This is a genomic window from Streptomyces sp. SAS_270, from assembly GCF_052543295.1.
On the sequence record NZ_JBMNDS010000087.1, the window covers coordinates 17,839 to 43,719 of the forward strand.

Below are 25,881 nucleotides of genomic sequence, written 5' to 3' on the forward strand. Positions count from 1 at the left end.
GGGCGCACCCGAACCAGGGTGCCCCCCACCGGCGTTGTCGCTGCGGTGCGGAGTGGCGGTTACCAGGCCGTGCGGGCCTTGTCCTCGGACGGGAACAGGAACCACAGCGCGATGTAGAGCAGGAACTGCGGGCCCGGGAGCAGGCAGGACAGTACGAAGATCACGCGCATCGTGGTCGCGGAGGTGCCGAAGCGCCGTGCCAGCGCTGCGCACACTCCGCCGATCATCCGGCCGTTGGTGGGGCGGGCAATGGCGGTCATGGTGGCTCCTTCGTGAACCGTGAGTCGGTTGTAGAGGTCGGTTCTCGGCCGGGATTCCGCGGCCTCGATGTCTACAACGTTACGGAGACGAAGCGGGCGAAGCGTCGCTCTACGGTGCGATCCCGACCCTGGGAATCGTCGGGGTCCGACCCTGAGTGGCTTCCTCCCGGGGGAGGGGCGTGCGACGGCGCGTCCTGGCCCGGCGGCGGAGCCGGGCGCGGGCGGCGGGCACGATCGCGAGGTGGGCCAGCGCGACGCCGACCGTGTTCAGCAGGACCGAGTCGACGTCCACGACCTGTCCGGGGACGCCGGTCTGCAGGAGCTCGATGCCCATCGAGAGCAGGGCGCCCGCGGTGATCGTACGGATCAGGGAGCCGAGCGGGGAGACGGTGAGCTTGCCGCCCGCCATGGGGAGCAGGACGCCGAGGGGGGCGAGGAGGCCGAGGCCCGCACCGATGCGGCGGGCCGCGTCCTGGGGGGTGAGTGCGAGATCGGCTCTGATGCCGGCGAACGGGTGCAGGTTCGGGGCACTCACCCAGGGGACGTCCAGGGGACGCAGTGTGAGCCAGGCGACGAGCGCGAGGTGTGCGACGAGGAGGACACCTCCTGCCACACGGACGCGGATCACGGCGCTGCCGCCGTCTGAGCCTTGACGCTGCACGCCCCCCAAGACGCGGGGGTCGGCGGGATCGGTTCCGCGTTGCTCGTGTGCCTTTCTCTGGCGGGGGCGCCTTTGCGGTGCGGTGCGCTGCGGGCCGGGTCCGTGCGTACGCGACTGTGGGCCTCGTTACTGGGGGCAATCGTGCCGCCAGGGGCGGCACGGGTGGGCGCAGCGGCGCCACGTTAACGCCGGGCTGCGTGGCCCACCCCCGGCCGGCACCCACCCCGGGTGAGTGTTCAAGCAAGGGGTGAGAGGGGTTTGCCCACCCACCCCGGGGTCGTCAGGAGGTGTTGTCCTCTGTGGAGGGTGGGGGCTTGGCCGCGGGGGAGGAGCGGACCTCGGGGGTGCAGTCGTAGCGGCGGAGCGCGGTGGCGCCGGGGCCGCCGAGGAGCACCGAACCGTCGTCCTGCGCGGCGGCGGAGTCGGAGAAGGTGCAGACGATCTGCGCGAGGGCCGAAGGCGTGAGGTTCTCGGGCGCGGTGCTCAGCCGGAGCGTGTCGTCGGGGTCCTTGCCCCGGGGCCCGCTCACCGTCATGCCGCCGCGCACGGCGGTGGTGTACCCGGCCTGCTGCTCGACGGCGGACGGCGCCTCGGCCAGCTCGTCGAGCAGCCCCTGCGCGACGAGGACACGCCGCTCCGCCTCCGCCGTACCGTCGGGGATACGGACGGAGCGGTCGACCGTCACCAGCGTCGAGGAACAGAGCATGAAGACCTGGACCGGGACGCCCCGCGAGCTCTGTGTCGAGATGTCCGCGCCGGACAGGGCGCAGGGGACCAGGGAGGGCGCGGGACCGAAGTCCGTGGGCACCTGCGTCGCCCGGATCCCGCAGCCGGTGAGGACGCCGGCCAGGACGGGCAGGGCCAGCCCGAGCAGTACCCCTCGTCGTACGGTCATCTGGCGTTGCCCTCCGTGCCGTTGGCGCTCCCGTTGCGCTCCTCGTCCGCGAGCAGCTCCGAGGCGTCCTGCGGGAGCCGGAGCGTGAAGACGGCGCCGCCCTTGGGCACGTTCGCCGCCGTGATCTCGCCACCGTGGATGTGCGCGTTCTCCAGCGCGATGGAGAGACCGAGGCCGCTGCCCTCGGAGCGGGGGCGGCTCGCGCTCGCCTTGTAGAAGCGGTCGAAGACGTGCGGGAGGACGTCCTCGGGGATGCCGGGCCCGTGGTCCTGGACCTCGATCAGCAGGTCGTCGCCCTCTTCGCGGACTGTGACCCGGACCGGCGAGCCGCCGTGCTTGAGCGCGTTGCCGATCAGGTTCGCCAGGATGACGTCGAGGCGCCGCGGGTCGAGGCGGGCCATCCGGCCGCGCTCGGCGTTCAGTTCCACCGCGTCCAGCCAGGCGCGCGCGTCGATGCACGAGGTGATCTGGTCGGCGATGTCCACGTCGTCGAGGACCAGGCGGGCGGTGCCCGCGTCGAAACGGGTGACCTCCATCAGGTTCTCGACGAGGTCGTTGAGGCGGCGCGTCTCGCTGACCACCAGCCGTACGGCCGGCTCGATCATCGGGTCCACGCTGCCCGTCTCCGCGTCCAGTTCCTCTTCCAGGATCTCCGTCACGGCGGTGATCGCGGTGAGCGGCGTACGGAGTTCATGGGACATGTCCGCCACGAAGCGGCGGGACGCCTCGTCGCGCGAGCTCATGTCGGCCACGCGTTTTTCGAGGGCCTCCGCCGTGTGGTTGAACGTACGGGAGAGGTCCGCGAGTTCGTCGGTGCCCGACACGCGCAGCCGGGTGTCGAGCTTGCCCTCGCCGAGGCGGCGGGCCGCGATGCCCAGCCGGTGCACCGGCTTGAGGACCGTGGTCGCGGCGGCCTGTGCGAGCAGAGCCGAGCCGATCAGGGCCAGCCCCGTGGCGATACCCAGCGACCAGGCAAGGGAGTTGAGGTCCTTCGCCTCCGGCTCAAGGGACTTGAGCATGTAGCCCGTCGTCGTGCCGCCGATCACCTTCGCGCCGCCCACCAGGTACGGCTTGCCGTCGTCGGTGATCCGCTGCCAGTACAGGTGGTAGGCGTACTTGTTGTTGGAGGACAGCTCCTGCTTTCTGTTCACCGCCTTCTGGAGGGACTTGGGTACGTCCTCCAGCGTGAAGGTGTCCAGCGCGGAGTTCCCGGAGATCTTCCCGCCGTCGCGGTCCTCGGCGACCAGGAGCACACTGAAGCGCTGGCTGCTGTTGGCCATCTGCCCTGCCGTGCGCCGCAGTTCCTCCTGCGCGGGGTGCTCGGGCAGCATGCTCGCGTGGTTGCGCATCTCCTGCTGGAAGTCGCGCAGTACGGCGTCCTGGGCGCGGGTGAGCACGGCCTCCCGGTTGAGCCAGTACGCGATGCCCGACGCCGACACGGCGGCGGTGAGCGCCACCAGACCGAACACCACGACCAGGCGCAGCCGCAGGCTGGTGAACCGCAGTCCCGACAGTATGGCCTTGCGCGCCGCGGCCCAGCCGCGGAGCTTGTCCTGCGGTTTGGTCACTGAGGATTGTCCAGCCGGTAGCCGACGCCACGCACGGTGCGGATCAGGGTGGGGGAGGACGGCACGTCCTCGACCTTCGCGCGAAGCCGCTGCACACACGCGTCGACCAGCCGCGAGTCACCGAGGTAGTCGTGCTCCCACACCAGACGCAGCAACTGCTGCCGGGACAGGGCCTGTCCGGGCCGGCGGCTCAGCTCCAGCAGCAACCGCAGCTCGGTCGGCGTCAGCTGCAGGTCCTCGCCGTTCTTCGTGACCGTCATCGCGGCACGGTCGATGACGAGGGAGCCGAACGACGCCGAGTCGTTGGCCTCCCGCTCACCGCGGCGCAGCACCGCCCGGATCCGGGCGTCGAGCACGCGCCCCTGCACGGGCTTCACGACATAGTCGTCGGCGCCGGACTCCAGCCCGACCACCACGTCGATGTCGTCGCTGCGCGCGGTCAGCAGAATGATCGGCAGCTGGTCCGTGCGCCGGATACGACGGCACACCTCGAAACCGTCGATGCCGGGCAGCATCACATCCAGCACGATGAGATCCGGCCGCTGCTCGCGCAGCAGCTTCAGACCGTCCTCACCGGTGGCAGCGGTGGCCACCCGGTGTCCCTGGCGCGTCAAAGAGAGCTCCAGGGCCGTACGGATGGCGTCGTCGTCCTCGATCAGCAACAGGGAAGGCACGACGTCATTCTGGCCCATGTCATGGCGGTGTTTCGACCGTTGGAGCGCTCCCACCCATTCCCCGCACAGAAGCGAGACCTGTCGGGGCCGCCGAGTGGTCATCTGCGTAGTCGTACGGCTCTTCTCTGTGATCGGCCTGTGGTCCGCCTGGCTACAGCCCCTGTGACAGGTCTGTGACAGTCGGCGGACACGTCCATGAAGTCCCCCGGGCAAGCTTTTCGTCACAAGGCAGGACCGCAGGGCAGCAGGACAGCACGACAGGGAAACCGGGACTCCACGACGGGGGGCGCGAGATGAACACGCTGCACAGCACCAGCACTAGCGCAGTTGCAGTTGTCACGCGTCTGCACGACGTAGCCCGGAACACCGAGAAGTCCGGTGCCGTGAGCGGGCGGGGGTGCGCTCGCGGCACCGGGCGTCAGCACACCGCGTACATGACGGTGGTTGACGCGTTCACGGGGGGAAGCGGTAACGGGGGAGCCGCGTACGGGGAGGGCACGGGGGAGCGTCGTTCGGCGTCGGAGGCGGAGTTCACCGCCTACGTCGAGGAGCGCCGCGCCTCCCTGTACGCAACCGCCTACCACCTGACCGGTGACCGCTTCGAGGCCGAGGACCTGCTGCAGAGCGCACTGTTCTCGACGTACAAGGCCTGGGACCGGATCAGCGACAAGGCCGCGGTCGGGGGTTACCTCCGCCGCACGATGACCAATCTGCACATCAGCGCGTGGCGCCGCCGCAAGCTGAACGAGTACCCGACCGAGGAACTGCCGGAGACCGTCGGTGACACGGACGCGATGCGCGGCACCGAGCTGCGCGCCGTGCTGTGGCAGGCGCTCGCCCGGCTGCCCGAACTCCAGCGCACGATGCTGGTCCTTCGCTACTACGAGGGCCGCACCGACCCGGAGATCGCGGAGATCCTCGACATCAGTGTCGGCACGGTGAAGTCCAGCATCTGGCGGTCGCTCCGCCGGCTGCGCGAGGACGAGGTCCTCAGCTTCGGCCGTGACGAGGAGGAGTCCTTCGGGGAGCTTGTCGCCTGACAGGCCGCCCGAGGGCAACGGGGGGAAGTACGGGGGCTGTCCGTCACTCCGGGGGGAGGCGTCGGACAGAGCACGTCACGGGGGATGCGGTTCCGGGGGGAACCAACGGGGTCACGGGGGACCACGGGGGAGCACAAAGAAATGCGGGACTGGAGGGCCGGGGGGTCCGTCCAGTCCCGCTTTTTCGTGTGCGGGGCTACGCCGCCGCTTTCGCGCAACGGCCGGCGGCGGCCGAGGCCAGCCTGTCCAGCGCCTCGTCCTTGTCGCAGGCGTACGCGCCCAGTTCCGTCTGGCGGGCCACGATGGAACGCTCGGCTCGCATCAGGCGCCAGCCCCGGCGGAGCAGGAACGCCACCGACTTGCGGCCCTCCTTGAGGTCCCGCAGAAAGCGCCGGCGGAACGTGGTCACCGGGCCGCGGGTCAGGCACAACGCGTCGGCCAGCACTCCCAGCTCCCGGCAGCGCTCGACGATCTCGGCGGCGAAGATGCCCTCCGCGATGAACAGCGGGGCGCGCTCGATGTGCAGGGTCTCCGTGCCGGTACGGGCGCTCAGCGAGATGTCGTACACGGGAATGGTCGTACGTCCCGTACGGCACAGCTCGGTGATCGCGTCGACCGCGGTGGCCGCGTCCCACGACAGCGGATGGTCCCAGTCGATGTCCGTACTGCCTTCCACGTGCGGCAGCGTCGGGTCCGTGCCCTCTTTGTAGAAGTCGTCGAGCCGCAGCACGGGCAGGCCGGAGCGGGCGGCGAGGAGGGACTTTCCGGAGCCGGACGGGCCGGACAGCAGCACGACTCGGGTCGGTATCGCGGGATGGGAACTCACGAGAGTCCAGTGTGAGGCATCACGCGGCCGCTGCCGACCCAGCGGGTCGCCGTTGGAGCACACATCACACCTCAACTACCCTTCGTGTCGACCCGATTACCCTCAGCAGTAGAAGGTGGCAGCAGTCATGGCACGACACCTCTCCCTCCACCACCCGACCGCCCAGCGCGCTCTGGTCGCCCTCGCGACCGCGGGCGCGGCACTGGGGGCGGGCGCGGCCACGGCCGCCGCGGACACCGCGCCCGCCGTCGACGTCATGCGCAGCCGGCCCACCTCGCTCGGCAACATCGACCCGCAGGCGGGGCTCGGGGCGCTCACCGGCACGGTCGGGTACGTCACCGGACCGGTCGCCGGCCTCAAGCCCAACCCGCTCGCGGGCACGGGAGTCGACCCGCTCGACAACGGAGTCGGCACCCAGCTCGCCGACTTCAAGCCCCTCGCCTCCCAGGCGCTGACCGGCCCGGTCGCGCAGGCCTCGTCGATCGGCAGCATCCCGCTTCTCGGCCAGGCGGTTGCGGGGCTGCGCTGACGGCCACGGCCGACGGCCGCTCAAGGAGCAGAGAGCCGCGCCGCCCCCGGACGGGGAGGAGGCGCGGCTCTCCGGTCTTGTGGTGCCCGGCGCTCAGTACGCCGAGCCGGACGCGCCCAGGGAACCGGTCGGGTGCCAGACGGTCTTCGTCTCCAGGAAGGCCGTGAGGCGCTCGATGCCGGGCGTCGCGGAATAATCCACAGGCTGTGGACGGACGACCCGCTTCAGGTTGTCCGCCGCCGCGATCTCCAGCTCCTTGGCGAGTACGTCGTCCGCGCCCGCGAGGTCGATCGCGTTGACGTCCTGGTGGGCGGCCAGGGGCGCCGCGATCTCCGCCGTACGGCCGGACAGGACGTTGACGACTCCACCGGGGAGATCCGAGGTGGCCAGTACCTCGCCGAGGGACAGGGCGGGCAGCGGGGACTTCTCGGAGGCGATCACGATCACCGTGTTGCCGGTCGCGATCACCGGGGCGATCACCGAGACCAGGCCGAGGAAGGACGACTGCTGGGGGGCGAGGACGGTGACCACGCCCGTCGGCTCCGGGGTGGAGAGGTTGAAGAACGGGCCCGCGACCGGGTTGCCGCCGCCGACCACCTGGGCGATCTTGTCGGTCCAGCCCGCGTACCAGACCCAGCGGTCGATCGCCGCGTCCACGACGGTGGCCGCCTTCGACTTCGACAGGCCCTCCGCGTCGGCGACTTCGCGCACGAACTGGTCCTTGCGGCCCTCCAGCATCTCCGCGACGCGGTAGAGGATCTGGCCCCGGTTGTACGCCGTCGCGCCGGACCAGCCGCCGAACGCCTTGCGGGCGGCGACGACCGCGTCACGGGCGTCCTTGCGGGAGGACTGCGGGGCGTTCGCCAGCCAGTTGCCGTTTGAGTCCGTCACCTCGTACACCCGGCCGCTCTCGGAACGCGGGAACTTCCCGCCGACGTACAGCTTGTAGGTCTTGAAGACGCTCAGCCGCTGCTGCTCAGCGTTCCTGGGCTTCTCGGTGTTCTTGGGCTTATCGGACATCGAGGTACGCCTCCAGGCCGTGGCGACCGCCCTCGCGGCCGAAGCCCGACTCCTTGTAGCCGCCGAACGGCGAGGTCGGGTCGAACTTGTTGAACGTGTTGGACCAGATGACACCCGCGCGGAGCTTGTTCGCGACCGCGAGGATGCGCGAGCCCTTCTCCGTCCAGATGCCCGCCGAGAGGCCGTACTGGCTGTTGTTGGCCTTGGCGACGGCCTCGTCCGGCGTACGGAAGGTGAGGACCGACAGCACCGGGCCGAAGATCTCGTCGCGGGCGACGGTGTGCGCCTGGGTGACGTTCGTGAAGAGCGTCGGGGCGAACCAGTAGCCGGCGGACGGGAGTTCGCAGGCCGCGGACCAACGCTCGGCGCCCTCGGCCTCGCCCTGCTCGACGAGCGAGGTGATGCGCGAGAGCTGCTCCTCGGAGTTGATCGCGCCGATGTCCGTGTTCTTGTCGAGCGGGTCGCCGAGGCGCAGGGTCGACAGGCGGCGCTTGAGCGAGTCGAGCAGCTCGTCGTGGATCGACTCCTGGACCAGCAGGCGGGAGCCCGCGCAGCAGACCTGGCCCTGGTTGAAGAAGATGCCGCTGACGATGCCCTCGACGGCCTGGTCGATCGGGGCGTCGTCGAAGACGATGTTCGCGCCCTTGCCGCCCAGTTCGAGCGTGACCTTCTTGCGGCTGCCCGCGATCTGGCGGGCGATCGCCTTGCCGACCGCGGTGGAGCCGGTGAAGGCCACCTTGTTCACGTCGGGGTGCGCGACGAGCGCGGCGCCCGTGTCGCCGTACCCGGGAAGGATGTTGACGACGCCCCGGGGCAGGCCCGCCTGGCGGCAGATGTCCGCGAAGAAGAGGGCGGAGAGGGGGGTCGTCTCGGCGGGCTTCAGGACGACCGTGTTGCCGGTCGCCAGGGCCGGGGCGATCTTCCACGCCAGCATCAGCAGCGGGAAGTTCCAGGGGATGACCTGGCCCGCGACACCCAGCGGGCGCGGGTCGGCGCCGAATCCGGCGTGGTCGAGCTTGTCGGCCCAGCCCGCGTAGTAGAAGAAGTGCGCGGCGACCAGGGGGAGGTCCGCGTCGCGGGTCTCCTTGATGGGCTTGCCGTTGTCCAGCGTCTCCAGGACGGCGAGCTCGCGGGAGCGCTCCTGGATGATCCGCGCGATACGGAACAGGTACTTGGCGCGCTCGGAGCCGGGCAGCGCCGACCACTTCTCGAACGCCTTGCGGGCGGCCTTCACCGCGCGGTCCACGTCCGCCTCGCCCGCCTGGGCGACCTCGGAGAGGACCTCCTCGGTGGACGGGGAGACCGTCTTGAAGACCCGGCCGTCCGCCGCCTCCACGAACTCGCCGTCGATGAACAGCCCGTAGGACGGGGCGATGTCGACGACCGAGCGGGACTCGGGTGCCGGTGCGTACTCAAATACGGAAGCCATGGTGATCAGTCCACCGTCACGTAGTCGGGGCCGGAGTAGCGGCCGGTGGCCAGCTTCTGACGCTGCATCAGCAGGTCGTTCAGGAGCGAGGACGCGCCGAAGCGGAACCAGTGGTTGTCCAGCCAGTCCGCACCGGCCGTCTCGTTCACCAGGACCAGGAACTTGATCGCGTCCTTGGTGGTGCGGATGCCGCCGGCCGGCTTCACACCGACCTGTACCCCGGTCTGGGCGCGGAAGTCGCGCACCGCCTCCAGCATGAGGAGGGTGTTCGCCGGGGTCGCGTTGACCGCCACCTTGCCGGTGGACGTCTTGATGAAGTCCGCGCCGGCCAGCATGCCGAGCCAGGAGGCCCGCCGGATGTTGTCGTACGTCGACAGCTCACCGGTCTCGAAGATGACCTTCAGCCGGGCGCTCGTCCCGCAGGTCTCCTTCACGGCGACGATCTCGTCGTACACCTTCAGATAGTGGCCCGCGAGGAACGCCCCGCGGTCGATGACCATGTCGATCTCGTCGGCGCCCGCGGCGACCGCGTCGCGCACGTCGGCCAGCTTCACGTCGAGCGCGGCACGGCCGGCCGGGAAGGCGGTGGCGACGGAGGCGACCTTCACGCCGGATCCGGCGACGGCCTCCTTCGCGGTGGCCACCATGTCGGGATAGACGCAGACCGCGGCCGTGGTGGGCGTGGTGCGGTCGGTCGGGTCGGGGCGGACCGCCTTGGCGCCGAGCGCCCGGACCTTGCCCGGGGTGTCCGCGCCTTCCAGCGTCGTCAGGTCGACCATCGAGATGGCGAGGTCGATGGCGTACGCCTTCGCGGTCGTCTTGATGGATCGGGTGCCGAGGGAGGCGGCGCGCGCCTCCAGGCCGACCGCGTCGACGCCGGGCAGCCCGTGAAGGAAGCGGCGCAGCGTGCTGTCGGACGCGGTCACGTCCGTGAGCGTATGAGCAGCGTGTGCAGAGGTGGGCATGGTCACCAGCCGAGCATATCTACGCGCGTAGCTGCTGTACACCCCCGGGTGCTCATCGTGTGAGCGGCGACCGCGGATGAGCGCTGTGCGCGTCGTCGGGCAGAATCGGGGCCATGACGACCCCGGACCACCAGTCTCCCCCACCGGACGCCTCGCGACCCGAGTCGAAGGACCGGATCTACCGGTCGCCCTCCGGTATCGCGGGCGGCGTGCTGCTGCTGGCCATCGCGCTCTGGCTCGGCATCGACGCGCTGATCTCGGGAAGCGGCCGCACCCCCTGGCTCGCGCTCGCCTCGCTGATCCTCCTCGTACCGCTGGTGTCCGCCTTCACGCTGCGCCCCGCGGTCTTCGCCAACGAGGACCGGCTGCGCATCCGCAACCCGTTCCGCGTCGTCGTACTGCCCTGGAGCTCGGTCGTCTCGCTGCGCTCCGGCTACTCCAACGAGGTCGTGACCCCCTCCGGCACCAAGTACCAGCTGTGGGCCGTGCCGGTCTCGCTGCGCGCCCGCAAGAGCGCCGCCCGGCGGCAGGCGCGCGGGAGCGCGGCCGAATCCGGCGGCGACACCTCCGCGGTGGGGACCCGCCCCGGCCGCGCCCAGACCGACCAGATCATGGACGACCTGCGCGAACTGGCCGAGGCCCGCGGCAAGGCGGAGAGCGCGCAGGGCGAGCCGAGCGTGCGCTGGGCGTACGAGATCGTGGGGCCCGCGGTGGCGGGGGCGATCGTGCTGGCGATCCTGCTGGCGGTGGGCTGACGGGTTCCTGCCCGGTCTGCGCCTTCGCGTTCTACGGCGCGCTCGGCCACACCAGCGTCATGTACGCGCCGCAGTAGGCCGACCCCAGCACCGCCGCCGTCAGCGTGAGCGTCAGACAGCGGGCCGAGGCGCGGGACAGGTGCAGGGCGAGCGGGAGCAGGAGCGGGAAGGCGGGCAGCAGGAAGCGGGCGCGCGGGAAGTAGACGCCGCCGCTGCCCAGGACGATCAGGAGCATGACGCCCGCGAAGACCAGCAGGGGCGCCGGCTGCCGGTCCCAGGCGGCAAGGGCGAGCAGTGCGACCGAGGCGAGCAGGGTGACGGTGACCGTCACCAGGAACAGCTCGGGCGTGGAGTCGTACGCCAGGTACTCGCGCATCCGCCGCAGGGTCTCCGCGCCGCCGTCCCACTCGTTGTGCCACAGCCGCTGTACGGCGAAGTAGCCGTCCCAGCGTTCCAGCCGCAGCCCCACCCAGCCGACGTAGGCGAGCCAGCCCGCCGGGGCGAGGGCGGCGGCCGCGAGGGTGCGGGCCGAGAAGCGGCGGCGCAGTGCGAGCAGCGCGCTCACGCTCACCGCGGCTGCCACCGCGATGCCCGTCGGTCGGGTCAGCCCCGCCAGCGAGGCCAGCGCGGCCGCCCACAGCGGGCGGCGCGTGAGCAGCGCGTACAGCGACCAGGCGGCGAAGGCCGTGAACAGCGACTCCGTGTAGCCCATCCACTGCACCAGGCCGACCGGCGACGCCGCCCACAGCACCGTGAGCAGCACGCCCGTCCGGCGGCCGTGCAGCCGGTGGCCCACCGAGAAGATCCCCCAGGCGGCGCCGAACGACGCGACCACCGCGATCACCAGCCCCACCGTCGCGCGTGTGCCCGGAGTGACCGCCGCGACCGCCTTCACCAGGACGGGGTAGAGCGGGAAGAAGGCGAGGTTGTTCGCGTCCCACGCGCTGCCCAGCTCGTGCGTGTACCCGTGGTCGGCGATGCCCAGATACCAGTGCGCGTCCCACTGCGTCGCCAGCATCGGCCACACGCCGTGCTGCTGCCGGTGCGCCCAGAGGGCGAGCACGAGCAGGCCCACGAGGCGTACGGCGGCGTAGCCGAGGAGGGCGGGGGCCGCGCGGAGCAGGGCGCGGGGCACACGGGTGCGAAGGCCCGGCGCGGGGGTGCGGGAGGGCCCTGGGCGCCGGGTGCCCGGGAAGCTGCCGGGGAGGAGTCCGCTCGGGGGCTCGTCGGCTCCCGGGGGCTTCCGGGAGGGGGCGGACGGCGGCCGGGAAGCGGTCGAGGACACGCGGCAGCTCCTGGGACTCGGCGGTGCGCTACCGGACCACGGTTCCTCGGCCGACCGGCGGCGCACGGGAGCGCTGCGTCAAGTGCCGGGCGTAAATCACCCGATGGGGTGCCCCTGGGGAGGGGCACCCCGGTGCACGCGTGTCAGATGCCGGCCGCCGCCGACAGGTCGCGCTTGATCGTCGCCAGCAGGTCGCGGGCCTTCGCGTGCGCCGCGGGGAGGTGGTCGCGGGTGCCGACCGGGACGACGACCTCCAGGTAGCACTTCAGCTTCGGCTCGGTGCCGCTCGGCCGGACGATGACGCGGGCGCCGTCCAGCGTGTAGCGCAGCCCGTCCGTCGGCGGGAGCAGCTCCGTGCCCTGCGTCAGGTCCTCGGCCTTGGTGATGGCCAGGCCCGCGAGCTGCGTCGGCGGCTGCTCGCGCAGACGCCGCATGGCGTTGGCGATGACCGAGACGTCCTCCACGCGTACCGACAGCTGGTCGGTGGCGTGCAGCCCGTGCGCGACGGCGATGTCGTCCAGCAGGTCGAGCAGCGTGCGTCCCTGCTCCTTGAGCTCGGAGGCGAGCTCGGTGATGAGCAGGGCGGCGGTGATGCCGTCCTTGTCGCGGACGCCCTCGGGGTCGACGCAGTAGCCGAGCGCCTCCTCGTAGCCGTACCGCAGACCCTCGACGCGGGCGATCCACTTGAAGCCGGTCAGAGTCTCCTCGTACGCGAGCCCCGCCTTCTCGGCGATCCGGCCGAGCAGCGAGGAGGAGACGATCGACTCGGCGAACGTGCCGCGCGCCCCGCGGTCGACCAGGTGCTGGGCGAGCAGTGCGCCGACCTCGTCGCCGCGCAGCATCCGCCATTCCGCGCCGTCGCGTACGGCCGCCGCGCAGCGGTCCGCGTCCGGGTCGTTGGCGATGATCAGGTCGGGGTCGGTCTCGCGGGCCTTCGCGAAGGCGAGGTCCATCGCGCCGGGCTCTTCCGGGTTGGGGAAGGCGACGGTCGGGAAGTCGGGGTCCGGCTCGGCCTGCTCGGCGACGAGGACGGGCTCCGGGAAACCGGCCCGGGCGAACGCCGCGAGCAGGACGTCCTTGCCGACGCCGTGCATCGCCGTGTAGACGGTCCGTGCGGTGCGCGGGGACCCGGCGGACAGGACGGCGTCCGTGCGGGCCAGATAGGCGTCCAGGACGCCCTCGTCGAGGGTCTCCCAGCCGGCGTCGGGGCGCGGGACGTCGGCGAGCGCGCGGATGGCGTCGATCTCCGCGGCGATCTCCGCGTCCGCGGGCGGCACGATCTGGGAGCCGTCGCCGAGGTAGACCTTGTAGCCGTTGTCGCGGGGCGGGTTGTGGCTGGCGGTGACCTCCACGCCCGCGACCGCGCCGAGGTGCCTTATGGCGTACGCCAGGACGGGCGTGGGCAGCGGGCGGGGCAGTACGGCGGCACGGAGCCCGGCGCCCGTCATGACGGCCGCGGTGTCGCGGGCGAAGTCGGCGGACTTGTGACGGGCGTCGAAGCCGATGACGACGAGACCGCCCGCCCTGCCCTTCGCCTTGAGGTACGCGGCGAGGCCGGCGGCGGCGCGGATGACCACCGACCGGTTCATGCGCATCGGGCCCGCGCCGAGCTCACCGCGCAGACCCGCGGTGCCGAACTGGAGGGTGCCGCTGAAGCGTGCGGCGAGCTCGGTGACGTCCTCGGCGTCGATGAGCTTGCCGAGTTCCTCACGGGTCTCCGCGTCGGGGTCCTCGGCCAGCCACGCCTTGGCCCGTGCGATGAGTTCGTCCTGCACGTCGGGTCGACCTCTCTCTTTGTTGTGCGTGCTGTGTACCCGGGGGAGGGGAACCTACAGGCGTTCGAGGACCTGGTTCAGGAGGGCGCCCATGCGGGTCGCGGAGTCGCGGCCCGCCTGGAGGACCTCCTCGTGGTTGAGGGGCTCGCCCGTCATGCCGGCGGCGAGGTTGGTCACCAGGGAGATGCCCAGCACCTCGGCACCGGCCTCGCGCGCGGCGATCGCCTCGAGGGTGGTCGACATGCCCACGAGGTCCGCGCCGATGACACGGGCCATACGGATCTCGGCGGGCGTCTCGTAGTGCGGGCCGGGGAACTGCGCGTAGACGCCCTCTTCGAGGGTCTCGTCGATCTCCTTGCACAGGGCGCGCAGCCGCGGCGAGTACAGGTCGGTGAGGTCCACGAAGTTCGCGCCCACGATCGGCGAGGTCGCCGTCAGGTTGATGTGATCGCTGATCAGGACCGGCTGGCCGGGGCGCATGCCCTCGCGCAGGCCTCCGCAGCCGTTGGTCAGCACGATGGTCTTGGAGCCGGCGGCGACGGCGGTCCGCACGCCGTGCGCGACGGCTGCCACGCCGCGGCCCTCGTAGTAGTGGGTGCGGCCCAGGAAGACCAGCGCCCGCTTGGCCCCGACCCGGTACGAGCGGATCGTGCCGCCGTGTCCCTCGACCGCAGGCGGCGGGAAGCCGGGCAGCTCGGTGACCTGGAACTCGGCCTCGGGGGAACCGAGCGCGTCCACGGCCGGGGCCCAGCCGGAGCCCATCACGAGCGCGACGTCGTGGGTCTCGGCGCCGGTGAGCTCGCGCAGGCGCGCGGCGGCGGCGTCGGCGGCGGCGTACGGGTCGCCCTGGATGTCGTCCGGAAGAAGAGATGCGTTCACGCGGATGAGCGTAGCCGCTCCGGGCCTACGCGCGTAGATGACAGAGCTGATGGGATTGCGATCGTTGTCTTGTCGTTTCCAACGAAAAAGCGGTGGGGCGGGCCCGCCGGGAAGCGGCGGAGCACAGGCCCGCCCGCTCGTCAGCAGGGCCGCTTGCGAAGCTCCATGACGTAGTCGTGCGGCGCGCCCGCGGATTCCGCGGCGTCGGCGATCTCCCCGAGATACCGCGCCGAGGGCAGTCCGCCCTCGTACCCGTTCAGCACGTACACCCACGCCGGCTCCTCGCCCTCCAGCGTGTGCACCCTCACGCGCATCCGGCGGTAGATGTCGAGGCCGACACCCTCCCAGCGGTCCATGGAGTCCTCGTCCAGCGGGGCGACGTCGTACAGCGCCACGAACACCTGGGACCGCGGCGCCTCGACGATGGTCGCCAGCGCTCCCTCCCAGCCCATGTGCTCGCCGCCGAACGTCAGCCGCCAGCCGTTCAGCCAGCCCGTGGCGCGCAGCGGCGAGTGCGGGGCGCGGCGCGTCATGAGCCGCGGGTCGAGATTGCCGGCGTACGCGGCGTAGAGCGACATGGGGTCGAGGGTACGGCAGCGTCGCGTACGCCTCTTGCGTAACAGAAGGAGCTCGAATGCACACTCGGAGGCCCCTGGGCGGAAGCACCTTGAGGCGTGCGGGACAATGGAGTACGTGACTCGGATCGTGATCATCGGTGGCGGACCCGGCGGATATGAAGCTGCCCTGGTGGCAGCGCAACTCGGCGCGGAGGTGACCGTCGTCGACTGCGACGGTCTGGGCGGGGCGTCGGTGCTCACCGACTGCGTACCGTCGAAGACCCTGATCGCCACGGCCGAGGTGATGACGACCTTCGACTCCTCGTACGAGGAGCTGGGCATCATCGTGGCCGACGACACGCCTCCCCTGGAGCAGGCGGCCCGGGTGGTGGGTGTCGACCTGGGCAAGGTCAACCGACGGGTCAAGCGCCTCGCGCTGGCGCAGTCGCACGACATCACCGCCTCCGTGACGCGGGCCGGCGCCCGGGTCATGCGGGGGCGCGGGCGGCTCGACGGCATGCAGTCCATCGACGGCTCGCGCAAGGTCGTCGTGCGCACCGCGGACGGCACCGAGGAGACCCTCGTCGCCGACGCCGTCCTCATTGCGACCGGCGGGCACCCGCGCGAGCTGGCCGACGCGCAGCCCGACGGCGAGCGCATCCTGAACTGGACCCAGGTCTACGACCTCGACGAACTCCCCGAGGAGCTCATCGTGGTCGGCTCCGGTGTCACCGGCGCCGAGTTCGCCGGCGCGTACCAGGCGCTCGGCTCCAAGGTCACCCTCGTCTCCTCCCGCGACCGTGTGCTGCCGGGCGAGGACCCCGACGCCGCCGCCGTTCTGGAGGACGTGTTCCGCCGCCGCGGCATGAACGTGATGGCGCGCTCCCGCGCCGAGTCCGCCAAACGGGTGGGCGACCGCGTCGAGGTCACGCTCTCCGACGGCCGCGTCATCTCCGGCACGCACTGCCTGATGGCCGTCGGCGCCATCCCGAACAGCAGCGGGATGGGCCTGGAGGAGGCCGGGGTGAGGGTCCGCGACTCCGGCCACATCTGGACCGACAAGGTCTCCCGCACCACCGCCCCCGGCGTGTACGCCGCCGGTGACGTGACCGGCGTCTTCGCCCTCGCGTCCGTCGCCGCCATGCAGGGCCGCATCGCGATGTACCACTTCCTCGGTGACGCGGTCGCCCCGCTGAACCTGAAGACCGTCTCGTCGAACGTCTTCACCGACCCCGAGATCGCGACGGTGGGCTACTCACAGGCCGACGTCGACGCGGGCAAGATCGACGCCAGGGTCGTCAAGCTGCCGCTGCTGCGCAACCCGCGCGCCAAGATGCAGGGCATCCGGGACGGCTTCGTCAAGATCTTCTGCCGTCCGGGCACCGGGATCGTCGTCGGCGGAGTGGTCGTGTCGCCCCGCGCTTCGGAACTGATCCACCCCATCTCGATCGCGGTCGACAACAATCTGACGGTCGAACAGATCGCGAACGCGTTCACCGTGTACCCGTCCCTGTCGGGCTCGATCGCCGAGGTGGCCAGGCAGTTGCACACCCGGAAGTCCGCGGGCGAGGGCTGACCGCGAAAGGCAACTCCTCGCTGGTCACGGGGAGTTGCCGCCCATTCGCACGGCATAGGCGCCGCGATTAGACCCGTATACCACTTCTGGTGCCGTGATGCGAACAACTTCTGTTATTCGGCGCATACTGCTGAAAGCAGACGGTCGTTGGGGTTACTGTCAGTTTCGTGTTCGCTGCAGAACGTCGCCAATTGATCCTCGAAATGGTGCGAGCGAACGGGGCCGTGTCGCTCCGTGAGCTCGCCCGCGTCGTCCAGACCTCCGAAGTGACCGTACGGCGGGACGTGCGCGCACTGGAGGCAGAAGGACTCCTCGACCGCCGACACGGCGGTGCGGTATTGCCGGGCGGGTTTACGCGGGAGTCCGGCTTTCCGCAGAAGTCACATCTCGCGACCGCCGAGAAGACGGCCATCGCCGATCTCGCCGCGAGCTTCGTCGAAGAAGGCGAAGCCATCGTGGTCGGGGCGGGAACCACCACGCAGGAGCTGGCGCGCCGGCTCGCACGGGTTCCTGGGCTGACCGTCGTCACCAACTCCCTTTTGGTGGCACAGGCGTTGGCCCATGCAAACCGTGTGGAGGTCGTCATGACCGGCGGCACCCTGCGCGGTTCCAACTACGCTCTTGTCGGCAGCGGGGCCGAGCAGTCCCTCCAGGGGCTGCGGGTGTCCAGGGCCTTCCTCTCCGGGAGCGGACTGACCGCCGAGCGCGGGCTGTCCACGTCCAACATGCTGTCGGCGTCCGTCGACCGCGCCCTGGTCCAGGCCGCGTCCGAGGTCGTCGTCCTCGCCGACCACACGAAGCTCGGCACCGACACGATGTTCCAGACGGTGCCGACCGACGTGATCACCCGGCTGGTGACGGACGAGCCGCCCGCGCACGACGACCGCGCGGCCACCGAGTTGCAGGCCCTGGCGGACCAGGGCGTACAGATCGCGGTGGCCGGATCGTCCAACGGATCCTCATCGGGCCCAGGGGGCGATACGGTCCCGGCGGGGCGTCAGCCGCGCCGGGACGTGCCCCTTCCCGGACCGCGGCGCGGCCAGGTCCCGGGCGCGGGTCACGGCCTGCGCAGCGCGAGCGTCCTGGGCGCGGAACAGCCCCAGGGAGAGCGTGCCCGCGTGGCGGACCTGCGCCGCCGCTGACGGTTCCCCGCGACGCGGGCGGTACGTCACCGCCGGCCGCGACGCCGAACGCCGAAACGCCCGGCGGACTGACACTCCAGTCCACCGAGCGCTTCGGATGCCTGCCGACGACCTTCTACGGGCCCTCTGCAGAGCCCCGCCGTCTTCCGCGGATCAGTCCTTGATGTCGCAGATGGGGGCGCCCGAGGTGAGGGACGCGCCGACCTCGGCGGACAGGCCCTTGATGGTGCCCGAGCGGTGCGCGTTCAGGGGCTGTTCCATCTTCATCGCTTCGAGGACGACGATCAGGTCGCCTTCCTTGACCTCCTGGCCCTCTTCGACGGCGACCTTGACGATGGTGCCCTGCATCGGGGAGGCGAGGGTGTCACCGGAGGCTGCCGGGCCGGACTTCTTCGCGGCCCGCCGCTTCGGCTTGGCACCCGCGGCCAGGCCGGTGCGCGCCAGCGACATGCCCAGCGAGGACGGGAGGGAGACCTCCAGGCGCTTGCCGCCGACCTCGACCACGACGGTCTCGCGGCCGGGCTCGTCCTCGGTCTCGGCGTCCGCGGGCGCGGTGAACGGCTTGATCTCGTTGACGAACTCGGTCTCGATCCACCGGGTGTGCACCGTGAACGGGTCCTGCGAACCGGTCAGTTCGGGCGCGAACGCCGGGTCGGTGACCACCGCGCGGTGGAAGGGGATCGCCGTGGCCATGCCCTCCACCTGGAACTCCTCCAGCGCGCGGGACGCCCGCTGGAGCGCCTGCTCGCGGGTGGCGCCGGTGACGATCAGCTTGGCCAGCAGCGAGTCCCAGGCCGGGCCGATGACGCTGCCCGACTCGACACCGGCGTCCAGGCGTACGCCCGGGCCGGACGGCGGCGCGAAGGCCGTGACCGTGCCCGGAGCGGGCAGGAAGCCGCGACCGGGGTCCTCGCCGTTGATGCGGAACTCGAAGGAGTGGCCGCGCAGTTCGGGATCGCCGTAGCCGAGCTCCTCGCCGTCGGCGATCCGGAACATCTCGCGGACCAGGTCGATTCCGGCGACCTCCTCGGTGACCGGGTGCTCCACCTGAAGGCGGGTGTTGACCTCCAGGAAGGAGATCGTGCCGTCCGTGCCGACCAGGAACTCCACGGTGCCCGCGCCGACGTAGCCGGCCTCCTTGAGGATCGCCTTGGAGGAGGAGTACAGCTCCTCGACCTGAGCGTCCGACAGGAACGGCGCCGGGGCCTCCTCCACCAGCTTCTGGTGGCGGCGCTGCAGCGAGCAGTCACGGGTGGAGACGACGACCACGTTGCCGTGGCTGTCGGCCAGGCACTGGGTCTCCACGTGCCGGGGCTTGTCGAGGTAGCGCTCCACGAAGCACTCGCCGCGCCCGAACGCCGCGACCGCCTCGCGCACCGCGGACTCGTACAGCTCGGGGACCTCGTCGAGCGTGCGGGCGACCTTCAGGCCACGCCCGCCGCCGCCGAACGCCGCCTTGATGGCGATCGGCAGGCCGTGCTGCTCGGCGAACGCCACGACCTCCTCCGCACCCGAGACCGGGTCCGGCGTACCGGCGACCAGCGGCGCACCGGCGCGCTGGGCGATGTGCCGGGCGGCGACCTTGTCACCGAGGTCGCGGATGGCCTGCGGGGGCGGGCCGATCCAGATCAGGCCCGCGTCCAGAACGGCCTGGGCGAAGTCGGCGTTCTCGGAAAGGAAGCCGTAGCCGGGATGGATGGCATCCGCTCCCGAGTCCTTGGCGGCCTGCAACACCTTGCCGATGTCCAGGTAGCTGGTGGCCGGGGTGTCACCGCCCAATGCGAACGCCTCGTCCGCCGCACGGACATGCAACGCGTCCCGGTCCGGTTCCGCATAGACGGCAACGCTCGCGATCCCGGCATCCCGGCACGCCCGGGCCACGCGGACAGCGATTTCGCCACGGTTGGCGATGAGCACCTTGCGCACGATGGCTCCCTCCTTGAAACAAGCCGAGTTTAGGGACTGCCGACACGACCTTTCGACCCGTCCCCAATGGTGAGCTTGCCCACACGGAGCGTGATTCGAGGCCCGCTCGACCCGCGATATCCCTTGTCGCACCGCGGTACGCAGGAATCCTTCCCCGAACCCTAGCCCCCCTGTGTGGCCAAGGTCTCTGTGAGAGCGTGCTGCGCCCCACTCGGTTTCTTTGTGGAGTCCCTACGAATGGCCCAATGAATCTTTGCCCTCCGCAGAACCCTTGTCCCCGGGTTTACCCGTTAGTAGCGTTCGGTACGTCGCGAACGTACTTGAGGTAACAGAGCCGGAAGTGTGGGTGGGGAACGGTGGCGCGCAGACCTGTCGCGTGGGTGACCGCGATCGTGCTCTTCGTGGAAGCGGTCGGCATCGCGCTGGTCAACTGGTTCATGGGCATGGTCGTGGACCGGCAGAACATGTCGCTGGCCGGACTCGACACCGACGTGATGTCGACGTCGTCGAAGGTCGCCGGCCTGGTCTTCGGCCTCTACTTCGCGCTGTGCGGTGTCGCCGCGCTGCTCGTCGCCCTGCGCAACCGGCCCCCGTCCGGCATCGGCCGGATCCTGCTGATCAGCGCCGCCGTGGTGCACGCCCTGCTGGGCGCCTTCACGGTGGGCCTGGTGGGCTGGGGCGCGTTCACCGTCATGATGGTCGTCCTGGCGCTGATCCTGCTGGTCCTGATGTCCTACGACCGCACGGCGGGCCCCGCTCAAGTCGCGCCCGAGGACGGCTCCGGAGGTGAGGGAGGCGACAACGGCACAGCCCCCGTCGCCACTCCGCCGACCCCCTCGATGCCCTGATCGTTCCAGTGACGTTCGAGCGGCTCCGGATCAGTTCTTTGGCGGCGCCCACAACTCCGTGATCCCCACGCCCAGTTCGCCCAGCAGTCGGCGCACCAGCGGCAGTGAGATCCCGATGACGTTGCCGTGGTCGCCGTCGATGCCGTCGATGAACGGCGCCGAGCGGCCGTCGAGGGTGAACGCCCCCGCGACGTAGAGGGGTTCGCCGGACGCGACGTACGCGGCGATCTCGGCGTCGGTCGGCTCGCCGAAGCGGACCACGGTGGACGCGGTCGCCGACGCATGCCGTCCCGTCGTCGTGTCCCACACGCAGTGCCCGGTCTGCAGCGTGCCCGCGCGCCCGCGCATCGACTTCCAGCGCGCGGTGGCCTCCTCGGCGTCCGCGGGCTTGCCGAGCGCCTCGCCGTCAAGGTCCAGGACCGAGTCGCAGCCGATCACCAGAGCGCCCTTGACCTCGGGCCTCGCGGCCACCACGGAGGCCTTCGCCCGGGCCAGCGCGAGCGCGAGTTCGGCGGGGGTCGGTGCGGTCACGGCGTCCTCGTCGACCCCGCTGACGATCACCTCGGGGGTGAGTCCGGCCTGGCGCAGCAGTCCGAGCCGGGCGGGGGACTGGGAGGCGAGCACAAGGCGGCGGCGCGGCTGATCAGTCATGGGGTCAGGGTATCGGCGTGGTTCGGGCGGTGCCTCGGCCCGGGGCCGGGGTGATCACATGACGCCGAGGACGACCATCGCGAGCATCACGGCCAGCGCCATGAGGATGCCGAGCCTCCGCAACATCTCCTGCATGTCGCGGAGCTCCTTCGGCGGCTCGTTCTCCGGGTCGGACCACAGCATGTCTTCGATCGTCCGGCGACCCGGCCCCCGACGCCTGAGTACGCGTACTCAACTTCACGTAACGGGTCTGCAGTTCCCTTAATCCAGCGCTCCCTGTTACGGTCCTGGCAGCCACTAAAGGAACTGTGAACCCATTTACGGAGGCTCCGTCGTGCCCACCGCCGTGTCCACCCCTGTGTTCACCACCGCCTGGACCGCCTCGCCGCAGCGCCCCAGCGAGGGCTTCACCCCCAACTGGTCGCAGGAGGGCTTCTGGCGCCAGTCGCTCCGCCAGGTCGTACGGCTCACCGCGGGCGGCGGCCGGGCCCGCATCCGGCTGTCCAACGCCTACGGCACCTCGCCCCTGAGGATCGCGGGCGCGAGCGTCGCCCGCAGCGGGCCGGGCGCCGCCGTGGAGCCCGGCTCGCTGCGGCGGCTCACCTTCGCGGGGGCCGCGTCCGTCGAGATTCCGGCGTACGGCCAGGCGGTCAGCGACGCGGCCGAACTCGCCCTGGAATCAGGGGAGTCGGCGACCGTCACCCTGCACCTCGACGCGGTCACCGGACCCGCAACCTTCCACGCCCAGGCCTTCGCGACCAGCTACCGCGGCTCCGGGGACCGCTTGGAGGACACCGGCGCCGCGGGCTTCGACGCGTCCACCGAGTCCTGGTACTTCCTCTCCGCGGTCGAGGTCGACGCGGGCCGCGGGGACGGGATCGCGCTCCTCGGCGACTCGATCACCGACGGCTTCGGCTCGACCCCGGGCGACAACCGGCGCTGGTCCGACGCGCTCGCCGCGCGCACCGGACGGCCCGTCCTGAACGCCGGCATCGGCGGCAACCTGCTGCTCAACGACTCGGCCTGGTACGGCGAGAAGGGTCTTCACCGCCTCGCCCGCGACGTCCTCGACCACGAGGGCGTGAGCACACTCGTCGTGCTCCAGGGCCTCAACGACCTCGGCTTCAGCGAGACGGACGAACAGCCCACCTACCGGCCCGCCCCGGTCGTCGACGCCGAGGAACTCATCGCCGGACACCGGGAGTTGATCCGCCGGGCGCGTGCCCGGGGCGTGCGCGTCATCGGCGCGACCCTGCTCCCCTTCGGCGGCTCCGACCACTGGGGCGAGCACGCGGCGAAGGCGAGCCACGAGCTGAACGAATGGATCCGCAGCTCAGGGGAGTACGACGCGGTCGTGGACCTGAACCGCGCAATGGCCGCTCCGGCGGACCCGGACCGGCTGCACCCGGCGTACGACTTCGGCGACCACCTGCACCCGAACGACGCCGGGTACGCGGTGATGGCCGAAGTCCTCGCCGAACTGCTGGAGAAACAGCGCTAGAGGGTGTTTTGAAAGTCCTGTGCCGGGCGCCGTGGGTGCTGTGCGGGACTTTAAAACACCCCCTAGTTGGGCCAGTACGTGCGGCCCCAGGACGTGGGACCCGGCGCGGGCAGCCGGCTCAGGGCCAGCCGTGCCGGATCCGCCCAGGCGTCCGGCTCGCGGGACGCGCCGGACGGCTCGCCGGACGCCGCCGCGGCGCGGACGCGGACCACCGCCAGTGCGGCGGCCAGCTCCTCAGGGGTCGGATTGCCCCGTACAACCTTGATCGTCACAGCGGCTCCTTAGAGGGGGATGTTGCCGTGCTTCTTCGGGGGCAGGGATTCCCGCTTGGTGCGCAGCTGACGCAGTCCGCGCACGACATGGGCGCGGGTGTCGGACGGCATGATCACGCCGTCGATGTAGCCGCGCTCGGCCGCCGTGTACGGGTTGAGCAGCGTGTCCTCGTACTCCTGGATCAGGCGGGCCCGGGTGGCCTCCTGGTCCTCCGGAGCGGCGGCGGCGATGGTGCGCCGGTGCAGGATGTTCACCGCGCCCTGGGCGCCCATCACCGCGATCTGGGCGGTGGGCCAGGCGAGGTTGAGGTCGGCGCCCAGGTGCTTGGAGCCCATGACGTCGTAGGCGCCGCCGAAGGCCTTGCGGGTGATCACCGTGATCAGCGGGACGGTCGCCTCGGCGTAGGCGTAGATCAGCTTGGCGCCGCGGCGGATGATGCCGGTGTGCTCCTGGTCGACGCCGGGCAGGAACCCGGGGACGTCGACGAAGGTCAGGACCGGCACGTTGAAGGCGTCGCACGTGCGCACGAAACGCGCGGCCTTCTCGCTCGCGTCGATGTCGAGGCAGCCCGCGAACTGCATCGGCTGGTTGGCGACGATGCCCACCGGACGGCCCTCCACCCGGCCGAAACCGGTGAGGATGTTCGGCGCGAACAGCGGCTGCGTCTCGAAGAACTCGGCGTCGTCCAGGACGTGTTCGATCACCGTGTGCATGTCGTACGGCTGGTTCGCGCTGTCCGGCACGATCGTGTCCAGCTCGCGGTCCTCGTCGGTGAGGGCGAGGTCCGCCTCCTCCGGGAAGACCGGCGCCTCGGACAGGTTGTTGGACGGCAGGTACGACAGCAGCTGCTTGACGTACTCGATGGCGTCCTTCTCGTCGCCCGCCATGTGGTGGGCCACCCCGGAGACCGCGTTGTGCGTGCGGGCGCCGCCCAGCTCCTCGAAGCCGACGTCCTCGCCGGTGACCGTCTTGATGACGTCCGGTCCTGTGATGAACATGTGCGACGTCTGGTCGACCATGATCGTGAAGTCGGTGATCGCGGGGGAGTAGACCGCGCCGCCGGCGCACGGGCCGACGACCAGCGAGATCTGCGGGATGACTCCGCTCGCGTGGGTGTTGCGGCGGAAGATCTCGCCGTACATGCCGAGGGCGCTGACGCCCTCCTGGATACGGGCACCGCCGGAGTCGTTGATGCCGATGACCGGACAGCCCGTCTTCAGGGCGAAGTCCATCACCTTCATGATCTTCTGGCCGAAGACCTCTCCGAGGGCGCCGCCGAAGACGGTGAAGTCCTGGGAGAACACGGCGACAGGCCGGCCGTCGACGGTTCCGTAACCGGTGACGACCCCGTCCCCGTACGGGCGGTTGTTCTCCATGCCGAAGTCGGTCGAGCGGTGCTGTGCGAACTCGTCCAACTCGACGAACGACTCCTCGTCGAGCAGCAGCTCTATCCGCTCACGGGCCGTCAACTTGCCCTTGGCGTGCTGCTTTTCCACGGCCCGCTCCGAGCCGGCATGCGTCGCTTCCTGGATGCGGCGCTGCAAGTCCGCGAGCTTGCCCGCGGTGGTGTGGATGTCGATCTGCTGCGGGTCTTCCGGCTCGGACATCGGGATGCGGCTCCCTGCCTGCTCAAAGGGGACGTGAGGGTGACGTGCTGGGGAGGTACTGGGGGATGTGCTGAGGGTCGTGCTCGGGGATGTGTGTCAGGGGTTTGCTACTGACTCGTAGGGTAGTGGCGTCGATACGGTTCGGCAGTGCGGCGTTTACCACACCTAGGGTGGGTTGCATGACGCCGCGAGATGCCTCAGACGCGAACGACAAGCCCAACGGCAACCGGTGGTCCGATCTGGACCGTCCTCCCCTCAATGGTGCCGCTCTGCGCAGGGCACTGGTGCGCGAAGGCGGGCACGGGAGCCTGTGGTGCGACATCGAGGTGGTGGAGCGCACCGGGTCCACCAACTCGGACCTGGTCGCCCGGGCCGCAGCGGGGAAGGCGTCCGAGGGCGCCGTCCTCGTCGCCGAGGAGCAGAGCGCCGGGCGCGGCCGCCTGGACCGCCAGTGGTCGGCCCCGGCCCGCTCGGGCCTCTTCTTCTCCGTCCTGCTGAAGCCCGCCGACGTGCCCGTCCCGCGCTGGGGCTGGCTCCCGCTGCTCACCGGCGTCGCCGTCGCCGCCGGGCTCTCCCGCGCTGCCGGCGTGGACACGGCACTCAAGTGGCCCAACGACCTCCTCGTCATCGTGAACGGCGAGGAACGCAAGACCGGCGGCATCCTCGCCGAGCGCGCCGGCGACGACGCGGTCGTCATCGGCATCGGTATCAACGTCACCCTCCGGGAGGACGAGCTGCCCGTCCCCGGGGCCGCGTCCCTCGCCCTCGCGGGGGCCGCGACCACGGATCGCGACACCGTCCTGCGCACCGTGCTCCGCTCCCTGGAGGAGTGGTACGGCAAGTGGCGCGAAGCCGGGGGCGACCCTGTCGCCAGTGGGCTTCAGGAGGCGTACGCCGCGGGGTGCGCGACGCTCGGCCGCGTGGTGCGGGCGGAGCTGCCCGGAGAGCGGTCGATCACCGGGGAGGCGGTCGCCGTCGACGGGGACGGGCGGCTGGTGCTGGCCACGGCGGAAGGCGTGCAGGAACCGGTGGGGGCGGGGGACATCGTGCATCTGCGGGCGGCGGAGTAGCCCTACGGAGTGCCCCTCCGCCGCGGGCGGCGGAGTAGCCCTACGGAGTGCCCCTCCGCCCCTAGGGGGCTTCTGACGGATCAGCGCGGCGTCGCGACGCCCGGCACGCACTCTCGCCGCACCGGACGAAAGCCCTAGTAGCTCCGCTACGAGGACTTCCGCCCGGCAC

At 70.9% G+C, this 25,881-nt stretch carries 26 protein-coding genes; 8 read left to right on the forward strand and 18 right to left on the reverse strand.

What is annotated here, in order from left to right:
• Positions 1-59: 59 nt before the first annotated feature.
• The 5 genes from ACN6LB_RS38220 to afsQ1 all read right to left on the reverse strand — a co-directional run bounded on the left by ACN6LB_RS38220 (position 60) and on the right by afsQ1 (position 4,058).
• Entirely contained in the window at positions 60-260 is a 201-nt protein-coding gene (locus ACN6LB_RS38220) for a PspC domain-containing protein (RefSeq protein WP_356144666.1), read from the reverse strand.
• Positions 261-369: 109 nt separating this feature from the next.
• Positions 370-921: a VanZ family protein gene (locus ACN6LB_RS38225; RefSeq protein ID WP_356144668.1), complete on the reverse strand. Its 552-nt coding sequence runs from the start codon at positions 919-921 to the stop codon at positions 370-372.
• 280 nt (positions 922-1,201) lie between these two features.
• Positions 1,202-1,816 carry a hypothetical protein gene (locus tag ACN6LB_RS38230; protein ID WP_445029868.1) on the reverse strand — a complete coding sequence of 205 codons (615 nt, stop codon included), beginning with the start codon at positions 1,814-1,816 and terminating at the stop codon, positions 1,202-1,204.
• Positions 1,813-3,384 carry a HAMP domain-containing sensor histidine kinase gene (locus ACN6LB_RS38235; RefSeq protein ID WP_356144672.1) on the reverse strand — a complete coding sequence of 524 codons (1,572 nt, stop codon included), beginning with the start codon at positions 3,382-3,384 and terminating at the stop codon, positions 1,813-1,815. The genes ACN6LB_RS38230 and ACN6LB_RS38235 overlap by 4 nt, the downstream gene beginning before the upstream one ends.
• Positions 3,381-4,058, reverse strand: a complete 678-nt coding sequence (gene afsQ1, locus ACN6LB_RS38240; RefSeq protein ID WP_037625670.1) for a two-component system response regulator AfsQ1 — start codon at positions 4,056-4,058, stop codon at positions 3,381-3,383. Before afsQ1 ends, ACN6LB_RS38235 begins: the two co-directional genes overlap by 4 nt.
• A gap of 293 nt (positions 4,059-4,351) precedes the next feature.
• On the opposite strand from afsQ1, the gene ACN6LB_RS38245 reads away from it, so the two are divergent.
• The gene (locus ACN6LB_RS38245) at positions 4,352-5,098 is read left to right on the forward strand and encodes a SigE family RNA polymerase sigma factor (protein ID WP_445029869.1); all 747 of its coding nucleotides are present in this window, start codon (positions 4,352-4,354) and stop codon (positions 5,096-5,098) included.
• A gap of 196 nt (positions 5,099-5,294) precedes the next feature.
• Here ACN6LB_RS38245 and ACN6LB_RS38250 read toward each other — a convergent pair whose 3' ends face one another.
• On the reverse strand, positions 5,295-5,924 hold the full coding sequence (locus ACN6LB_RS38250; RefSeq protein ID WP_356144676.1) for a uridine kinase family protein: 630 nt from the start codon (positions 5,922-5,924) through the stop codon (positions 5,295-5,297).
• 127 nt (positions 5,925-6,051) lie between these two features.
• On the opposite strand from ACN6LB_RS38250, the gene ACN6LB_RS38255 reads away from it, so the two are divergent.
• Positions 6,052-6,453, forward strand: coding sequence for a hypothetical protein (locus ACN6LB_RS38255; protein ID WP_356144678.1), 402 nt, complete (start codon positions 6,052-6,054; stop codon positions 6,451-6,453).
• Between the two features lie 93 nt (positions 6,454-6,546).
• Here the strand turns inward: ACN6LB_RS38255 and ACN6LB_RS38260 are convergent, their stop codons facing one another.
• The 3 genes from ACN6LB_RS38260 to deoC are packed head-to-tail and all read right to left on the reverse strand — an operon-like array spanning position 6,547 to position 9,867.
• Complete coding sequence (locus ACN6LB_RS38260) at positions 6,547-7,473, reverse strand: aldehyde dehydrogenase family protein (protein ID WP_445029870.1); 927 nt, start codon at positions 7,471-7,473, stop codon at positions 6,547-6,549.
• The gene (locus ACN6LB_RS38265) at positions 7,463-8,902 is read right to left on the reverse strand and encodes an aldehyde dehydrogenase family protein (RefSeq protein ID WP_445029871.1); all 1,440 of its coding nucleotides are present in this window, start codon (positions 8,900-8,902) and stop codon (positions 7,463-7,465) included. The genes ACN6LB_RS38260 and ACN6LB_RS38265 overlap by 11 nt, the downstream gene beginning before the upstream one ends.
• Positions 8,903-8,907: 5 nt before the next feature.
• Positions 8,908-9,867 (reverse strand): deoxyribose-phosphate aldolase, encoded by a 960-nt coding sequence (gene deoC, locus ACN6LB_RS38270; protein WP_356144706.1) that lies wholly within the window; start codon positions 9,865-9,867, stop codon positions 8,908-8,910.
• Positions 9,868-9,980: 113 nt separating this feature from the next.
• On the opposite strand from deoC, the gene ACN6LB_RS38275 reads away from it, so the two are divergent.
• The gene (locus tag ACN6LB_RS38275) at positions 9,981-10,622 is read left to right on the forward strand and encodes a PH domain-containing protein (protein ID WP_445029872.1); all 642 of its coding nucleotides are present in this window, start codon (positions 9,981-9,983) and stop codon (positions 10,620-10,622) included.
• Between the two features lie 31 nt (positions 10,623-10,653).
• On the opposite strand, the gene ACN6LB_RS38280 is transcribed toward ACN6LB_RS38275, so the two are convergent.
• The 4 genes from ACN6LB_RS38280 to ACN6LB_RS38295 form a co-directional block, all read right to left on the reverse strand.
• On the reverse strand, positions 10,654-11,907 hold the full coding sequence (locus ACN6LB_RS38280) for a glycosyltransferase 87 family protein (protein ID WP_445029873.1): 1,254 nt from the start codon (positions 11,905-11,907) through the stop codon (positions 10,654-10,656).
• A 143-nt stretch (positions 11,908-12,050) separates the two neighbouring features.
• Positions 12,051-13,682 carry a phospho-sugar mutase gene (locus ACN6LB_RS38285; protein WP_445029874.1) on the reverse strand — a complete coding sequence of 544 codons (1,632 nt, stop codon included), beginning with the start codon at positions 13,680-13,682 and terminating at the stop codon, positions 12,051-12,053.
• Positions 13,683-13,736: 54 nt separating this feature from the next.
• A complete protein-coding gene (locus ACN6LB_RS38290; RefSeq protein WP_445029875.1) occupies positions 13,737-14,561 on the reverse strand; it encodes a purine-nucleoside phosphorylase in 825 nt (274 codons plus the stop codon).
• A gap of 140 nt (positions 14,562-14,701) precedes the next feature.
• Positions 14,702-15,139 (reverse strand): gamma-glutamylcyclotransferase, encoded by a 438-nt coding sequence (locus tag ACN6LB_RS38295; protein ID WP_356144692.1) that lies wholly within the window; start codon positions 15,137-15,139, stop codon positions 14,702-14,704.
• 106 nt (positions 15,140-15,245) lie between these two features.
• On the opposite strand from ACN6LB_RS38295, the gene ACN6LB_RS38300 reads away from it, so the two are divergent.
• Entirely contained in the window at positions 15,246-16,694 is a 1,449-nt protein-coding gene (locus tag ACN6LB_RS38300) for an NAD(P)H-quinone dehydrogenase (RefSeq protein ID WP_445029876.1), read from the forward strand.
• 167 nt (positions 16,695-16,861) lie between these two features.
• On the forward strand, positions 16,862-17,836 hold the full coding sequence (locus ACN6LB_RS38305) for a DeoR/GlpR family DNA-binding transcription regulator (RefSeq protein WP_356144696.1): 975 nt from the start codon (positions 16,862-16,864) through the stop codon (positions 17,834-17,836).
• A 153-nt stretch (positions 17,837-17,989) separates the two neighbouring features.
• Here the strand turns inward: ACN6LB_RS38305 and ACN6LB_RS38310 are convergent, their stop codons facing one another.
• On the reverse strand, positions 17,990-19,762 hold the full coding sequence (locus ACN6LB_RS38310) for an acetyl/propionyl/methylcrotonyl-CoA carboxylase subunit alpha (protein ID WP_356144698.1): 1,773 nt from the start codon (positions 19,760-19,762) through the stop codon (positions 17,990-17,992).
• 356 nt (positions 19,763-20,118) lie between these two features.
• Here ACN6LB_RS38310 and ACN6LB_RS38315 point away from each other — a divergent pair, with 356 nt between their 5' ends.
• On the forward strand, positions 20,119-20,610 hold the full coding sequence (locus ACN6LB_RS38315) for a hypothetical protein (RefSeq protein WP_445029877.1): 492 nt from the start codon (positions 20,119-20,121) through the stop codon (positions 20,608-20,610).
• A 30-nt stretch (positions 20,611-20,640) separates the two neighbouring features.
• On the opposite strand, the gene ACN6LB_RS38320 is transcribed toward ACN6LB_RS38315, so the two are convergent.
• Both ACN6LB_RS38320 and mmpB read right to left on the reverse strand, forming a co-directional pair.
• Positions 20,641-21,261 carry a Maf family protein gene (locus ACN6LB_RS38320; RefSeq protein ID WP_445029878.1) on the reverse strand — a complete coding sequence of 207 codons (621 nt, stop codon included), beginning with the start codon at positions 21,259-21,261 and terminating at the stop codon, positions 20,641-20,643.
• A 54-nt stretch (positions 21,262-21,315) separates the two neighbouring features.
• A complete protein-coding gene (gene mmpB / locus ACN6LB_RS38325) occupies positions 21,316-21,444 on the reverse strand; it encodes a morphogenic membrane protein MmpB (protein WP_356144704.1) in 129 nt (42 codons plus the stop codon).
• Positions 21,445-21,595: 151 nt separating this feature from the next.
• Between mmpB and ACN6LB_RS38330 the strand changes: the two genes are divergently transcribed.
• The gene (locus ACN6LB_RS38330; RefSeq protein ID WP_445029879.1) at positions 21,596-22,762 is read left to right on the forward strand and encodes an SGNH/GDSL hydrolase family protein; all 1,167 of its coding nucleotides are present in this window, start codon (positions 21,596-21,598) and stop codon (positions 22,760-22,762) included.
• Between the two features lie 62 nt (positions 22,763-22,824).
• Here ACN6LB_RS38330 and ACN6LB_RS38335 read toward each other — a convergent pair whose 3' ends face one another.
• Entirely contained in the window at positions 22,825-23,034 is a 210-nt protein-coding gene (locus tag ACN6LB_RS38335) for an acyl-CoA carboxylase subunit epsilon (protein ID WP_356147922.1), read from the reverse strand.
• 9 nt (positions 23,035-23,043) lie between these two features.
• The gene (locus tag ACN6LB_RS38340; protein ID WP_445029880.1) at positions 23,044-24,642 is read right to left on the reverse strand and encodes an acyl-CoA carboxylase subunit beta; all 1,599 of its coding nucleotides are present in this window, start codon (positions 24,640-24,642) and stop codon (positions 23,044-23,046) included.
• A 179-nt stretch (positions 24,643-24,821) separates the two neighbouring features.
• Here ACN6LB_RS38340 and ACN6LB_RS38345 point away from each other — a divergent pair, with 179 nt between their 5' ends.
• Positions 24,822-25,712: a biotin--[acetyl-CoA-carboxylase] ligase gene (locus ACN6LB_RS38345; protein WP_445029881.1), complete on the forward strand. Its 891-nt coding sequence runs from the start codon at positions 24,822-24,824 to the stop codon at positions 25,710-25,712.
• Positions 25,713-25,881: the final 169 nt, after the last annotated feature.

Excerpts from the sequence above, each read along its gene's own strand:
- ACN6LB_RS38230 (WP_445029868.1), bottom strand. The coding sequence starts at position 1,816 with ATGACCGTACGACGAGGGGTACTGCTCGGGCTGGCCCTGCCCGTCCTG.
- ACN6LB_RS38265 (WP_445029871.1), bottom strand. The coding sequence starts at position 8,902 with ATGGCTTCCGTATTTGAGTACGCACCGGCACCCGAGTCCCGCTCGGTC.
- ACN6LB_RS38300 (WP_445029876.1), top strand. The coding sequence starts at position 15,246 with ATGGAGTACGTGACTCGGATCGTGATCATCGGTGGCGGACCCGGCGGA.
- ACN6LB_RS38340 (WP_445029880.1), bottom strand. The coding sequence starts at position 24,642 with ATGTCCGAGCCGGAAGACCCGCAGCAGATCGACATCCACACCACCGCG.
- ACN6LB_RS38320 (WP_445029878.1), bottom strand. The coding sequence starts at position 21,261 with ATGACTGATCAGCCGCGCCGCCGCCTTGTGCTCGCCTCCCAGTCCCCC.
- ACN6LB_RS38260 (WP_445029870.1), bottom strand. The coding sequence starts at position 7,473 with ATGTCCGATAAGCCCAAGAACACCGAGAAGCCCAGGAACGCTGAGCAG.
- ACN6LB_RS38275 (WP_445029872.1), top strand. The coding sequence starts at position 9,981 with ATGACGACCCCGGACCACCAGTCTCCCCCACCGGACGCCTCGCGACCC.
- mmpB (WP_356144704.1), bottom strand. The coding sequence starts at position 21,444 with ATGCTGTGGTCCGACCCGGAGAACGAGCCGCCGAAGGAGCTCCGCGAC.
- ACN6LB_RS38295 (WP_356144692.1), bottom strand. The coding sequence starts at position 15,139 with ATGTCGCTCTACGCCGCGTACGCCGGCAATCTCGACCCGCGGCTCATG.
- ACN6LB_RS38245 (WP_445029869.1), top strand. The coding sequence starts at position 4,352 with ATGAACACGCTGCACAGCACCAGCACTAGCGCAGTTGCAGTTGTCACG.
- ACN6LB_RS38220 (WP_356144666.1), bottom strand. The coding sequence starts at position 260 with ATGACCGCCATTGCCCGCCCCACCAACGGCCGGATGATCGGCGGAGTG.
- ACN6LB_RS38345 (WP_445029881.1), top strand. The coding sequence starts at position 24,822 with ATGACGCCGCGAGATGCCTCAGACGCGAACGACAAGCCCAACGGCAAC.
- ACN6LB_RS38255 (WP_356144678.1), top strand. The coding sequence starts at position 6,052 with ATGGCACGACACCTCTCCCTCCACCACCCGACCGCCCAGCGCGCTCTG.
- deoC (WP_356144706.1), bottom strand. The coding sequence starts at position 9,867 with ATGCCCACCTCTGCACACGCTGCTCATACGCTCACGGACGTGACCGCG.